This window comes from Xanthomonas sp. WHRI 7945, assembly GCF_035026585.1.
Genome location: NZ_JAYIQP010000019.1, coordinates 62,851 through 76,306, shown reverse-complemented (window position 1 = coordinate 76,306; position 13,456 = coordinate 62,851). Strand labels below are relative to the sequence as shown.

At 70.0% G+C, this 13,456-nt stretch carries 12 protein-coding genes; 9 read left to right on the top strand and 3 right to left on the bottom strand.

Annotated elements, in window-relative coordinates; genetic code table 11:
- Window positions 1–117 precede the first annotated feature (117 nt).
- On the bottom strand, window positions 118–912 hold the full coding sequence (locus VDQ83_RS15195; protein ID WP_263397681.1) for a cytochrome C assembly family protein: 795 nt from the start codon (window positions 910–912) through the stop codon (window positions 118–120).
- A 249-nt stretch (window positions 913–1,161) separates the two neighbouring features.
- On the opposite strand from VDQ83_RS15195, the gene ffh reads away from it, so the two are divergent.
- The 8 genes from ffh to rplS all read left to right on the top strand — a co-directional run bounded on the left by ffh (window position 1,162) and on the right by rplS (window position 7,710).
- Window positions 1,162–2,541: a signal recognition particle protein gene (gene ffh / locus VDQ83_RS15190; RefSeq protein ID WP_009583057.1), complete on the top strand. Its 1,380-nt coding sequence runs from the start codon at window positions 1,162–1,164 to the stop codon at window positions 2,539–2,541.
- A gap of 139 nt (window positions 2,542–2,680) precedes the next feature.
- On the top strand, window positions 2,681–3,496 hold the full coding sequence (locus tag VDQ83_RS15185) for a DUF2314 domain-containing protein (RefSeq protein ID WP_455435569.1): 816 nt from the start codon (window positions 2,681–2,683) through the stop codon (window positions 3,494–3,496).
- 13 nt (window positions 3,497–3,509) lie between these two features.
- A complete protein-coding gene (locus tag VDQ83_RS15180) occupies window positions 3,510–4,583 on the top strand; it encodes an NAD(P)H-dependent flavin oxidoreductase (RefSeq protein WP_455435574.1) in 1,074 nt (357 codons plus the stop codon).
- Window positions 4,580–5,383, top strand: coding sequence for an aminotransferase class IV family protein (locus tag VDQ83_RS15175; RefSeq protein ID WP_455435568.1), 804 nt, complete (start codon window positions 4,580–4,582; stop codon window positions 5,381–5,383). The genes VDQ83_RS15180 and VDQ83_RS15175 overlap by 4 nt, the downstream gene beginning before the upstream one ends.
- Before the next feature lie 96 nt (window positions 5,384–5,479).
- A complete protein-coding gene (rpsP, locus tag VDQ83_RS15170) occupies window positions 5,480–5,740 on the top strand; it encodes a 30S ribosomal protein S16 (protein ID WP_039005630.1) in 261 nt (86 codons plus the stop codon).
- 46 nt (window positions 5,741–5,786) lie between these two features.
- The gene (rimM, locus tag VDQ83_RS15165) at window positions 5,787–6,299 is read left to right on the top strand and encodes a ribosome maturation factor RimM (RefSeq protein WP_185813458.1); all 513 of its coding nucleotides are present in this window, start codon (window positions 5,787–5,789) and stop codon (window positions 6,297–6,299) included.
- A gap of 80 nt (window positions 6,300–6,379) precedes the next feature.
- Window positions 6,380–7,162 carry a tRNA (guanosine(37)-N1)-methyltransferase TrmD gene (gene trmD / locus VDQ83_RS15160; protein WP_455435567.1) on the top strand — a complete coding sequence of 261 codons (783 nt, stop codon included), beginning with the start codon at window positions 6,380–6,382 and terminating at the stop codon, window positions 7,160–7,162.
- A gap of 131 nt (window positions 7,163–7,293) precedes the next feature.
- Complete coding sequence (gene rplS / locus VDQ83_RS15155) at window positions 7,294–7,710, top strand: 50S ribosomal protein L19 (RefSeq protein WP_003470862.1); 417 nt, start codon at window positions 7,294–7,296, stop codon at window positions 7,708–7,710.
- A 445-nt stretch (window positions 7,711–8,155) separates the two neighbouring features.
- On the opposite strand, the gene VDQ83_RS15150 is transcribed toward rplS, so the two are convergent.
- Window positions 8,156–9,616: an MATE family efflux transporter gene (locus VDQ83_RS15150; RefSeq protein ID WP_455435566.1), complete on the bottom strand. Its 1,461-nt coding sequence runs from the start codon at window positions 9,614–9,616 to the stop codon at window positions 8,156–8,158.
- A gap of 472 nt (window positions 9,617–10,088) precedes the next feature.
- Here VDQ83_RS15150 and VDQ83_RS15145 point away from each other — a divergent pair, with 472 nt between their 5' ends.
- Complete coding sequence (locus VDQ83_RS15145; protein WP_309912635.1) at window positions 10,089–10,496, top strand: RNA-binding S4 domain-containing protein; 408 nt, start codon at window positions 10,089–10,091, stop codon at window positions 10,494–10,496.
- Between the two features lie 704 nt (window positions 10,497–11,200).
- Here the strand turns inward: VDQ83_RS15145 and katG are convergent.
- Window positions 11,201–13,450 (bottom strand): catalase/peroxidase HPI, encoded by a 2,250-nt coding sequence (katG, locus tag VDQ83_RS15140; RefSeq protein WP_455435565.1) that lies wholly within the window; start codon window positions 13,448–13,450, stop codon window positions 11,201–11,203.
- Window positions 13,451–13,456 lie beyond the last annotated feature (6 nt).

Genomic DNA, 13,456 nt, shown 5'->3' with positions numbered 1-13,456 from the left:
TGTCCAGATACAAGGAGCGGCTTCAGCCGCGACAGGATTTATCCGGATAGAGCCTGTCGCGGCTGAAACCGCTCCTACAGGGGATGCATTGGCATCCCGAAGGCCAACCCGCAATCGTTACTGCGGATGCCCGAGCACCAGTTCGATCACGAACTTGCTGCCGAAGAACGCCAGCAGCAGCAACAGCATCGCCGCCAGGGTCCAGTGCACTGCCTTGATCCCGCGCCAGCCGTAGCGCCAGCGGCCGAACAGCAGCGCGCCGAACACGATCCACGACAGCACGCTGAGCACGGTCTTCTGCACCAGCCGCTGCGCCAGGAAATCCTGCACGAACAGCACCCCGGTCAGCAGGGTCAAGGTCAGCAGGATGAAGCCGACCACGATGGTGCGGAACAGCAGCGTCTCCAGCGCGGTCAGCGGCGGCAGCGCGCGCAGCCACGGGTGGAAGTCGCGGCGCCGCAGCGCGCGCTCCTGCAGCCACAGCATCACCGCCAGCAGCGCGGCGATGCCCAGCGTGGCGTAGGCCAGCAGCGCCATCCACGCATGCAGCTGCAGCCGCCAGTCCAGCATCGGCGCCGGTTCGTGGCCGTGCGAGTGGTAGGCCAGCAGCAGCGCCGCCGACAGCGGGAACACCACCACGCCCAGTGCCGCCATGCGTCCGCTGGCGCCGACCAGTGCGGTCATCAGCGCCATGCCCAGGCTGACCAGCGACAGCGCGGCGAAGAAGTGCATGTCCGGCCCGCCAGCGGTGTGCAGCGCCACCTGCACGTGGTAGCCGGCATGCAGCGCCACCGCCGGCAACGCCGCCCACAGCCAGCCGCGGCTGCGCTCGACCCGATCGCGCACCACCGAGCCGACCAGCAGGCCGGTGGCGGTGAGGTACAGCAGGGTGGCGACGAGGACCAGGAGCATCGCGCCAGTTTCGCATATCGGGCCAGGGCTGGTGTTTGCGGCCGGTTGGCCGGACGCGCCTGCCGGCGCCGCGTCCACGGCGTGCGCTGCGCGCCTGCGGTAGCGGCGTCACGAAGAGGGCGCCTTCGGCCAGTGGCGCCAGGTCGGGCGCCGGCCTGGCGCGCCGGCGCCGGGGCGGGCCGCCGTCTCCGGGATCGCCGGCCGGCGCGGCTATAATCGACGACCGTTTCCCGTCTGCGACCCGCCCGCATGTTCGAATCCCTCACCCAACGCCTCTCCGGCACCATGCAGCGCCTGCGCGGCCGCGGCCGCCTGACCGAGGAGAACATCCGCGAAGCCACCCGCGAAGTGCGCATCGCGCTGCTCGAGGCCGACGTCGCGCTGCCGGTGGTGCAGGCGCTGATCGAGCGCATCAAGGTGCGCGCGGTCGGCCAGGAAGTGCTCAAGAGCCTGACCCCGGGCCAGGCGCTGATCAAGGTCGTGCGCGACGAGCTGACCACGGTGATGGGCTCGGCCGCCAGCGACCTCAACCTCAACGTGCCGGCGCCGGCGATCGTGCTGATGGCCGGCCTGCAGGGCGCGGGCAAGACCACCACGGTCGGCAAGCTGGCCAAGCACCTGAAGGAAAAGCGCAAGAAGAAGGTGATGGTGGTCTCGGCCGACGTCTACCGTCCGGCGGCGATCGAGCAGCTGAAGACCCTGGCCGAGCAGGTCGGGGTGCTGTTCTTCCCGTCCGAGGCATCGCAGCAGCCGGTGGACATCGTCCGTGCCGCAATCGCCGATGCGCGCAAGTCCTTCGTCGACGTGCTGCTGGTCGATACCGCCGGCCGCCTCGCCATCGACGAGGCGATGATGACCGAGATCAAGGCGCTGCACGCCGCGATCAACCCGGCCGAAACCCTGTTCGTGGTCGATGCGATGACCGGCCAGGACGCGGCCAACACCGCCAAGGCGTTCAGCGAGGCGCTGCCGCTGACCGGCGTGGTGCTGACCAAGACCGACGGCGACGCCCGCGGCGGCGCCGCGCTGAGCGTGCGCTACATCACCGGCAAGCCGATCAAGTTCATCGGCGTGGGCGAGAAGCCCGACGGCCTGGACGTGTTCCATCCCGACCGCCTGGCCAGCCGCATCCTGGACATGGGCGACGTGCTGTCGCTGGTCGAGCAGGTCGAGCACCAGGTCGACAAGGACAAGGCGCAGAAGCTCGCCGAGAAGGTCGCCAAGGGCAAGAAGTTCGACCTCAACGACATGCGCGACCAGCTCGAGCAGATGCAGAACATGGGCGGCATTTCCGGGCTGATGGACAAGCTGCCGGGCATGGGCCAGATCCCCGAGCACCTCAAGCAGCAGGTCGCCGGCAACAAGGACGTGCCGCGGATGATCGCGATCATCGGCTCGATGACCAAGAAGGAGCGGCGCAACCCGACCCTGCTCAACGGCTCGCGCCGCGCCCGCATCGCGCGCGGCTCCGGCACCCAACCGGCCGACGTCAACAAGCTGATGAAGCAGTACCAGCAAATGGAAAAGATGATGTCGAAGATGGCCGGTGGCGGCATGAAGGGTCTGATGCGCGGCATGAAGGGCATGATGGGTGGCATGGGCGGCCGCGGCGGCTTGCCGTTCCGCTGAGCCTGGCCTGCTGCGCGCATGCGCGCAGCGCTCCGCTCCCGGTCGCGCCTTGCGCTCCTGCGCCCGGCGCGTCGTGGTGAACCGTTGCTACGCCGCGCCGCGTCGACGGCGATCTGTTCTCAACGAGGAAACCAGTGCGATGAGTGAGGATTCGGCCTATTTCGTGGGCGGCGAAGACGCCGCGATGCAGGCGGCGTACGTCGCCGCGCGCGGTACCTTCAAGTTCTTCTGGCGCGAGATGTCCTGGGAATACCGGCGCATCGTGCCGGGACTGGACATGGCGGCGGTGAAGCTGGCGTTCGCGACCGATGCCGCCGGCCACGACGCGCCGCCGGTCGAACACATGTGGGTCGGCGACGTGCAGTTCGACGGGGACACCGTCTTCGGCACACTGCTCAACGATCCGGACCACATCGCGTCGTTGCAGGCCGGCGCCGCGGTCGCCGCGCCGGTCGCGGAGCTGGAGGACTGGATGTACGTCATCGACGGCAAGGTCTATGGCGGCTATACCATCGACGCGATGCGTCGCGGCATGGCGGCGGCCGAGCGCGCCGAGCACGACGCCGCCTGGGGCCTGGAATTCGGCACGCCGGGGCAGGTGCGGCTGGTGCCGGCGCCCAAGCGCGGGCTGTTCGCCGGCATGCTCGGCCGCAACGATGGCGACGGGGACGATGCCGCAGCGCTGTCGCTGCGCGAGCACCCGATGAGCGAGAACATGGGTCCGCGCATCGACGAAGACCTGCGCGGCCGTCCCGATGCGGTGCACATGCTCGACGAGCAGGGCTGGACGCTGCTGCAGCGCGACGCGCTCGCCGGCAACTACCAGCCGGTGGCGATGCTGTTGCAGCACGGCGCGGACCCGTCGCTGCGCAACCCGCTGGGACGCACGGCGCTGGACCTGGCGCAGCAGATGCAGTGGCCGCGGATCATGCAACTGCTGCAACAGGTGGCCTGACGTGAGGCGCTCGGTGGAGTCATCGGCGACCCGCGCGCGGGCATCGGACTTCTGCCAGCGCTTCGGCCTGCGCGCGCCGATCCTGCTGGCGCCGATGGCCGGCGCCTGCCCGGTGCCGCTGTCGGTGGCGGTCGCGCAGGCTGGCGGCATGGGCGCGATGGGCGCGGTGCTGTCGGCGGCCGCGGACATCGGTAACTGGATGGACGCGTTCCGTCAGGGCAGTCCCGGGCCGGCGCAGGTCAACCTGTGGGTGCCCGATCCGCCGCCGCTGCGCGATGCCGCGGGCGAGGCCGCCACGCGCGATTTTCTGGCGCAGTGGGGGCCGCCGGTCGACGCCGCCGCCGGCGACGCCGGTCCGGCCGATTTCGCCGCGCAATGCGCCGCCGTGCTCGCCGCGCGCCCGGCGGTGGCCTCGTCGATCATGGGCCTGTTCCCGCCGGCCTTCGTCGCGCAGTTGAAGCAGGCCGGCATCGCCTGGTTCGCCTGCGCCACCACCCTGGACGAGGCGCTGGCGGCGCAGGCGGCCGGCGCCGATGCGGTGGTCGCGCAGGGCGCGGAGGCCGGCGGCCACCGCGGCGCGTTCGATGCCTCCCGCGCCGAGCGGCAGCTGACCGGCCTGTTCGCGCTGCTGCCGCGGCTGGCCGACCGGCTCGAGGTGCCGGTGATCGCCGCTGGCGGCATCGCCGATGGCCGCGGCATCGCCGCCGCGTTGACCCTGGGCGCCAGCGCGGTGCAGATCGGCACCGCGTTCCTGCGCACGCCGGAGGCCGCGCTCGCGCCGGCCTGGGCCGACGCGCTGGCGCGCACCGAGCCGGAGCAGACTACGTTGACCCGCGCTTTTTCCGGCCGCCTCGGCCGCGGGCTGGCCACCGACTACGTGCGCGCCGCGGCCGCACCGACCGCGCCGCCACCGCGCCCGTACCCGGTGCAGCGCGGGCTGACCGCGCCGATGCGTCAGGCCGCCGCGCGCGAAGACCGGCTGGCGGCGATGCAGGCCTGGGCCGGGCAGTCGGCGTGGATGGCGCCGGCGCAGCCGGCGGCGGCATTGGTCGGGACCTGGTGGGATCAGGCGCAGGCGCTGCTGTGAGCGCGCAGCTGTTCTGCGACGGCCGGCCGGCGAGCGCCGCCACGCTGGCCGTGCCGGCGCTGGTCAACTACGGCCACTTCAGCACGATGCAGGTCCGCGCCGGCGCGGTGCGCGGGTTCGACCTGCATCTGCAGCGGCTCGACGCCGCCACGCGCACGCTGTTCGGCAGCGAGCTGCCGGCAGAGCGCGTGCGTGCCGAGCTGCGTGCGGCGCTGGCCGCGTTCGGCAGCGGCGATGCGTCGCTGCGGGTCAGCGTGTTCGCGCGCGATTTCGATGTCCGTCGCGCCGATGCGGCGTGTACGCCGGAGCTGCTGGTATCGCTGGCCGCGCCCGCGCTGCCGGACGCCACGCCGCTGCGGGTGCGCAGCGTGGCGTTCGCGCGCGAGCTGCCGCAGATCAAGCACGCCGGCAGCTTCGCTCTGTTCCACCAGCGCCGGCTGGCCTTGCAGGCCGGCTTCGACGATGCGCTGTTCGTCGACGCGCAGGGCCTGGTCGCCGAGGGCTCGATCTGGAACCTGGGCGCATGGGATGGTCAGGGCGTGGTGTGGCCGCAGGCGCCGGCCTTGCGCGGCACCCAGGAGCGGCTGCTGCAGGCCGGCCTGGCCGCGCTCGGCGTCGCGCAACGGCTGCGGCCGCTGCAGCTGCAGGAATTGCTGGCCGGGGACTACGCCGTGTTCGCCTGCAATTCGCGCGGCCAGCAGGCCCTGGCCGCCATCGACGGGCAGGCGCTGCGGCCGGCCGCCGAGTTGTTGCGGATGCTGAACGAAGCCGCCGAGACCCAGCCCTGGCAAGCGATCTGATGGCGCGGGGGACGACTTGGCAGCGTTCCGGACGCCCGCTATAATCGTCGGCTTACCGCGCCATCCTGGCGACTGGGCAACACCGGAAACTCAACCATGGTCAAGATTCGCCTTACCCGTGGCGGCGCCAAGAAGCGCCCCTTCTACCACATCATCGTCACCGACGTGCGCAGCGCGCGCGACGGCCGCAACATCGAGCGCCTGGGCTACTACAACCCGGTCGCGCAGGGCGCCGAGCCGCGCATCGTGCTCGACCTGCCGCGCGTGGACCATTGGGTCTCCAACGGCGCGCAGCTGACCGACAAGGTGCGCAACCTGTATCGCGAAGCGACCAAGGCCCAGGCCACCGCGGCCTGATCCTGCGGGCCGCGCCACCGGCGCGGCCCTTCGGTTTTCTGCACCTATGAAAGACAGCCAGCGCCGCATCCTGCTGGGCAGGATCCTGGGCGCCTTCGGCGTACGTGGCGAGGCCAAGCTCGAGTCGTGGACCGAGCCGCGCCTCGCCATTTTTCGCTATCAGCCCTGGATCGTGCGCAAGCCCGACGGCAGCGAAAGCAGCCTCAGCGGCGTGCGCGGCCGCGAATCCAGCAAACATCTCGTCGTCACCTTGCCCGACGTCACCGATCGCGATGCGGTCGAGGCGCTGCGCGGCACCGAGATCTACGTGGCGCGCGACACCCTGCCGCCGCCCAAGCCCGACGAATACTACTGGGTGGACCTGGAAGGCCTGGACGTGCGCACCGTCGACGGCGTGGCCCTGGGGCAGGTCTCGCACCTGTTCTCCAACGGCGCCAACGACGTGCTGGTGGTGCGCGGCGACCGCGAGCGGCTGCTGCCGTTCGTGCAGCCGGACTACGTCAAGTCGGTGGATTTCGACGCCAACCTGATCGTAGTCGACTGGGACCCCGAGTTCTGAGCAGAGCAGGCGCGCATGCGCCTGCTATGGCGCAGTTGCTCTGACCAATCCCCAATCCCGACTCCCCAATCCCCGCCCCAATGCGCATCGACGTCATCAGCCTGTTCCCCGAATTCGTCGCCCAGTGCGCCGCGTTCGGCGTGGTCGGTCGTGCGCAGGAACGCGCGCTGCTGGCCCTGCACGGCTGGAACCCGCGCGATTACGCCACGGGCGGCTACCGCAAGGTGGACGACCGCCCGTTCGGCGGCGGCCCGGGCATGGTGATGATGATCGAGCCGCTGCAGGCCTGCCTGCAGGCGGTGCGCGACGCCGATCCGCAGCCGGCGCCGGTGATCTACCTGAGCCCGCAGGGCGTGCCGCTGACCCAGGCCAAGGCGCGCCAGCTGGCGGCGCTGCCGCGGCTGGTGCTGCTGTGCGGGCGCTACGAGGGGGTGGACGAGCGCTTCGTCGCCGCCGCGGTGGACGAGGAGATCTCGATCGGCGACTACGTGCTGTCCGGCGGCGAACTGGCCGCGGCGGTGCTGGTCGATGCGGTCACCCGGCTGCAGGAGGGCGCGCTGAACGATGCCGAGTCCGCCGCCCAGGACAGCTTCGAAGGCCCGGACGGCCTGCTCGACTGCCCGCACTACACCCACCCGCGCGAGCACGCGCTGGGCGAGGTGCCGGCCATCCTGCGCTCCGGCAACCACGCCGCGATCGCGCGCTGGCGGCGCATGCAGGCGCTGGGTCGGACCTGGCTGCGGCGCCCGGAGCTGCTGGACGAGGCGGCGCTGAGCGCGGCCGACCGCCGCCTGCTGGAGGAATTCCGCCAGGGCCTGCGGGCCGATCCGGCGCCCGTGCAGGAAAATCCGTCCAAGCCCTAGCCACGGCGGCACGACTGGGTTAAAATGCCCGGCTTTCCGGCCTAGCCATCTGCGCTCGGCCCATCCGTATATCGCGCAATCGCCGTGCGGCGACTGCCGGACCACCTCACCAGACACAAGCGGTGCCCACCATGAGCAAGCTCAACAAGACCATCCTGGCCGACTTCGAAGCCGCCCAGATCCAGCGCAAGCTGCCGGAGTTCAACCAGGGCGACACCATCGTCGTCAACGTCAAGGTGAAGGAAGGCAACCGCGAGCGCGTCCAGGCCTACGAAGGCGTGGTGATCGGCACCAAGAACGCCGGCCTGAACTCCTCGTTCACCGTGCGCAAGATCTCCCACGGCTTCGGCGTGGAGCGCGTGTTCCAGAGCCACAGCGCCATCATCGACTCGGTCGAAGTGAAGCGCCGCGGCAAGGTCCGCGCCGGCAAGCTGTACTACCTGCGTGGCCTGGAAGGCAAGGCCGCCCGCATCAAGGAAGATCTGGCCGCCGCTGCGCAGGCCAAGGTCGCGCGCCAGGCCGCTGCGGCCGCCGCCAAGGCCGAGTAACACCCCGGCGACTTCGGTCGCTGCCGCAACGGCCGCCTTCGGGCGGCCGTTTGCGTTTGTGGGACCGGATGCCGTGATTTCGCGGTGGCTGCGCCGCGCTCGGTGTGCCGTGCTTGCGCTGGACATTAGGCTGGAGGTTCCGGTCGGGGCTGAAGCCCCTCATGCAGTGCCCCCAGCCAGCTCGCCGCAAGTCCCTGTAGGAGCGGTTTCAACCGCGACCGAGCGAAGCCGCGGACCATCCGCGCGGCTAGAGCGTCGAGCTCCAGCGCCGACCGCATTCTTCGATGCCGCTTCGGCCGAGGCGAGCGAGAGCGCTTTCCCGGCGTTGCCGCAGGCTGTATGTGGGAGCGACTTCAGTCGCGACGTGCTTTACCGAGAAGGCCTGCCGCGACTGAAGATGCATCCACAGGCGATGTCGCCTGGACCGAAACGCGACTGCCAGCGCTCAGCGCGCCGGATCCTGCGCGATCGGCACATCGGCGACCGCCGCCGGCGGCGCCGCGGGCACTTCCGCGGGGTGCGCCATTTCCTCCGGGCGCGGCTGGCTCAGCATCTGCGCCTTGCGCCAGTTGCCCCAGCGGTAATAGGCCAGCGACAACGCCATCGCGCAGACCGAACTGGTCGGGAAGCTCCACCACACCGCGTCGGCGCCGAACTGCGGTTGCAGCAGGTGCGCGAACGGCACACGGATGCCCCACAGCGCCAGCGCCAGGATCAGCAGCGGCGGGAGCACCGCGCCGGTGGCGCGGACCACGCCGGAGATCACGAAGGTCACGCCGAAGAACAGGAACGACCACACCGCGATGTGGTTGAGGTGGCGCGCGATCTCCAGCGCTGGGCTGAGCGGCGGCAGGAACAGCGCCAGGGTCCAGCGGTCGAGCAGGATCAGCGGCGCGATCAGCGCGCCGGTCAGCAGGAAGTTGAACAGCACGCCCTGCCGCGCGGTCGCCGCGACCCGGTCCCAGCGCTGCGCGCCGACGTTCTGCGCGGCCATCGACGAACAGGCCGCGCCGATCGCCATCGCCGGCATCTGCACGTAGGTCCACAGCTGCATCGCCGCGCCGTAGGCGGCCGCGGTATCGGTGCCGTAGCCGTTGACCATCGAGATCATCACGATCATCGCCAGCGAGATCAGCACCATCTGCAGGCCCATCGGCACGCCCTTGACCACCAGCGCGCGCAGGATCGTCGGGTCGATGCGGAACAGCCGCGCGTCCTGCCGGCCCAGCCACAGCACATGGCGCTTGTGCCGCAGGTACAGCAACAGGCCGGCCAGGGCGATGGCCTGGGCGATCAGCGTGGCCCAGGCGGCGCCGGCGATGCCCAGCTTCGGAAACGGCCCCAACCCGAACAGCAGCAGCGGATTGAAGCCGATGTCCAGCACCACCGCCAGCAGCAGGAAGCGGAACGGCGTGCGCGAGTCGCCGGCGCCGCGCAGCGCCGCCGACAGGAACGCGAACGCGTACAGCAGCGGCATCGCCAGGAAGATCACCCGCAGGTAGGCCTCGGCCAGCGGCAACGAGGCGGCCGGCGTGCCCATCGCCGCCAGCAGGTGCCGCGCCAGCCACCAGCCGCTGGCCGCGATCAGCACCGAGATGCCGATGAAGAAGGTGGCGCTGGTGCCCAGCACCCGCCGCGCCTGGACCACGTCGCCGCGGCCCATCGCCTGGCCGATCAGGATGGTGGCGGCCATGCCGATGCCGAACACCGAGCCGATCAGGAAGAACATGATGCTGTTGGCGTTGGCCGCCGCGGTCGCCGCCGCCTCGCCGAGGTAGCGCCCGACCCAGATCGCATTGACCGAGCCATTGAGCGACTGCGCGATGTTGCCGGCCAGGATCGGCAGCGCGAACAGCAGCAACTGCCGGCCGATCGGGCCTTCGGTGAGCGCGGCGGACTTGGGCATCGCATGCCTGCAGGGGGGCGGGAAGCCGCGCACACTAGCACTTGCGCACGAGGCTGGGGGAGGCGACGCGTGGCAGATGTGGCGCGGCCGCGAAGATCTTAGACTGGTAGGCGTGGATGCAGATCCCTGGACTGGTGGTGGATGTGCAGGCCTGGGCGCAGGTGCCGTCGACACCGACCGCGTCTCGGAGGCTTGCAATGCGACCCCCGCGCCGCAATCTGCAGTGGATCGGATGCAGCGCGTTGGCATTGGCAGTGGCCGGTGCGCCGACAACGCGCGTTGGGACGAAGCCGACCTGCGGCCGGGCGAACGCCTGGATTGCCTGGTCGGCGAGGACGCCAGCGCACTCGCGTCGCGCGCCGACGGCCTGGCGGCCAGCCAGCGCCGCAGCACTGCCATCCGCCGCCGTCGCTGCAGTGATCCGGCGAGCGACCCGACGAACGACAGATACAGATGGATGCCCGTAAGCACGATGAATGAACCGCTAGCGCAACCGAGTGTGGTCAGGCTGGACGTCTGGCTGTGGGCCGCACGCTTCTTCAAGACCCGCAGCCTGGCCAAGCAAGCGGTGGAAACCGGCAAGGTCGACGTGGCTGGGCAGCGCCCGAAATCCTCGCGCGCGGTGCGCGTGGGCGAGCAGTTGCGCGTGGAGCGCGGCGAAGAGGTGTTCGAGATCCAGGTGCTGGCGCTCAGCGACAACCGCGGCCCGGCCAGCGTCGCGCAGACGCTGTACCAGGAAAGCGAGGCCTCGCGCGAACGGCGCGCGCAACAGCGCGCGCAACGCAGCGCCGAACGCAACGGCTACCAGGCCCCCGACGGCAAGCCGGACAAGCGCGCGCGGCGTCTGATCCGCGCCCTGGGCGATCTGGACGCGCTGTAGGCGCACGCAGCGGCACCCTGCAGTCGGGACTGAAGTCCCTCCCACAAAAGCCGCGCAGCTCCGTCGTGCAGGAGAGCCTCGGTAGAAGCGACTTCAGTCGCGACGAGCGAAGCGATGAGCTTCCGATCAGCATGCAGTCGGGACTGCAGTCCCTCCCACAACAAGCCAGCGTGCTCTTCGCTCGCCGGTTGCGCCATGGAAGTGACTTCGGGCGCGGAAAGCGAGGCGGTGGAGTAATGGCTTTGGGCAGAGTCGGGGCTGAAGCCCCTCCTACAGTGCATCCAGTCGGCGCATCGCAAATCCCCTGTGGGAGCGACTTCAGTCGCGACGAACGAAGCAGTGAGACTGTCGGCGTTGGAACGTGTCGGGACTGAAGTCCTTCTTACCATGCACCCAGCCAGCACGCGCAAGACCCTGTAGGAGCGGCTTCAGCCGCGACGAACGAAGCGGTGAACCGATCGGGGTCGGAGAGTGTCGGGACAGGTGGTTTGAGGCCATCCCGAATCACTTCCACAATCCAGCTTCGCATCAGTCTTACCGTCGGGATATCCATGCCACGACGCTCACGCAAAAACGCCCCGGCAAGCCAGGACGTTTTTCGCGTGTCACAAAGCGCAGAAGCAGTCTCTGCCGACCTGCCTCAGATCATCTTGGCAAGCTCGACCGATCAGCAGCCTGCCCAATGCACTGGGCAGGCATCGACCTCACGCTGCAAGATCGAAACGGTCCAGCTCCATCACCTTGCTCCACGCGGCGACGAAGTCCTGCACGAACTTCTGCTGCGCGTCTGCGCCCGCATACACCTCGGCCAGCGCACGCAGGATTGAGTTGGAGCCGAACACCAGGTCGGCGCGGGTGGCGGTCCACAGCAGCGCGCCGGTGGCGCGGTCGCGGCCTTCGAACACGTCGCGGGCCGGGGACGTGGCCGTCCATGCCGTGCGCATGTCCAGCAGATGGACGAAGAAGTCGTTGCTCAACGTGTCCCGGCGCTTAGTGAACACGCCATGCGCCGACTGCCCGACGTTGGCGCCGAGCACGCGCAGCCCGCCGACCAGCACGGTCATCTCCGGCGCGGTCAGGGTCAGCAGCTGCGCCTTGTCGATCAGCAGCGCCTCGGCCGGCACCGCGTAGCGGCGCTTGCTGTAGTTGCGGAAGCCGTCGGCCGCCGGTTCCAGCACCGCGAACGCGTCGACGTCGGTCTGTTCCTGCGCCGCGTCCATGCGTCCCGGCGCGAACGGCACGCTCAGCGTCTGCCCGGCGTTCTTCGCCGCCTGTTCGACCGCGGCGGCGCCGCCCAGCACGATCAGGTCGGCCAGCGAGATCTTCTTGCCGCCGGTCTGGGCGCGGTTGAACTGCGCCTGGATGTCTTCCAGCGTGGCCAGCACCTGCGCCAGCTGCTCGGGCTGGTTCGTTTCCCAGTCCTTCTGCGGCGCCAGGCGGATGCGCGCGCCGTTGGCGCCGCCGCGCTTGTCCGAGCCGCGGAAGGTGGAGGCCGACGCCCACGCGGTCGAGACCAACTGCGCGACGCTCAAACCGGAGTCGAGAATGCGATGCTTCAGCGCGGCGATGTCCTGCGCATCGACCAGCGCGTGGTCCAGCGCGGGGATCGGGTCCTGCCAGAGCAGCACTTCGGCGGGCACGTCCGGGCCGAGGTAGCGCGCGCGCGGGCCCATGTCGCGGTGGGTCAGCTTGAACCAGGCGCGGGCGAAGGCGTCGGCGAACTGCTCCGGGTGCTCCAGGAAACGGCGCGAGATCGCGGCGTAGGCCGGATCGAAGCGCAGCGCCAGGTCGGTGGTGAGCATGGTCGGCAGGTGCGTCTTCGACGGATCGTGCGCGTCGGGGATCAGCGCCTGCGCGTTCTTCGCCACCCACTGGTGCGCGCCGGCCGGGCTCTTGCTCAGCTCCCACTCGAACTTGAACAGGTGCTCGAAGAAATCGTGGCCCCACTGCGCGGGGGTGGTGGTCCAGGTGACCTCCAGGCCGCTGGTGATGGTGTCGCCGCCCTTGCCGCTGCCGAAGCTGTTGTGCCAGCCCAGGCCCTGCGCTTCCAGGTCGCTGCCCTCCGGCTCGGCGCCGACGTGGTCGGCCGGGCCGGCGCCATGGGTCTTGCCGAAGGTATGGCCGCCGGCGATCAGCGCGACCGTCTCCTCGTCGTTCATCGCCATGCGCGCGAAGGTGTCGCGGATGTCCTTGGCGGCGAGCAGCGGATCGGGGTTGCCGTCCGGGCCTTCCGGATTGACGTAGATCAGCCCCATCTGCACCGCGGCCAGCGGGTTTTCCAGGTTGCGCGTGTGCACGTCGCCATCGGCGTCGTCGTCGGACACCAGCACGCCGCCGGCCTTCTCCACGCCTTCGGAGCCGTGCGCATAGCGCACGTCGCCGCCCAGCCAGGTGGTCTCGCGGCCCCAGTACACGTCCTGGTCCGGCTCCCAGGTGTCTTCGCGGCCGCCGGCGAAACCGAAGGTCTTGAAGCCCATCGATTCCAGCGCGACGTTGCCGGTGAGGATCAGCAGGTCGGCCCAGGAGATGGCCTGCCCGTACTTCTGCTTGATCGGCCACAGCAGGCGCCGCGCCTTGTCCAGGCTCACGTTGTCCGGCCAGCTGTTGAGCGGTGCGAAGCGCTGCTGGCCGCGACCACCGCCGCCACGGCCGTCGCCGGTGCGGTAGGTGCCGGCGCTATGCCAGGCCATGCGCACGAACAGCGGGCCGTAGTGGCCGAAGTCGGCCGGCCACCAGTCCTGCGACTCGGTCATCAGCGCATGCAGGTCCTGCTTCAGCGCCTTCAGGTCGAGACCGTTGAAGGCCTTGGCGTAATCGAACGCCTCGCCCAGCGGGTTGGATTTGGACGAATGCTGGCTGAGCAGGTCCACGCGCAATTGCTGCGGCCACCAATCCTTGTTGGTGGTGCCGCTGCTGGCGGCGCTGTGGAACGGGCATTTGGCTTCGGTGTTCATCGGTCT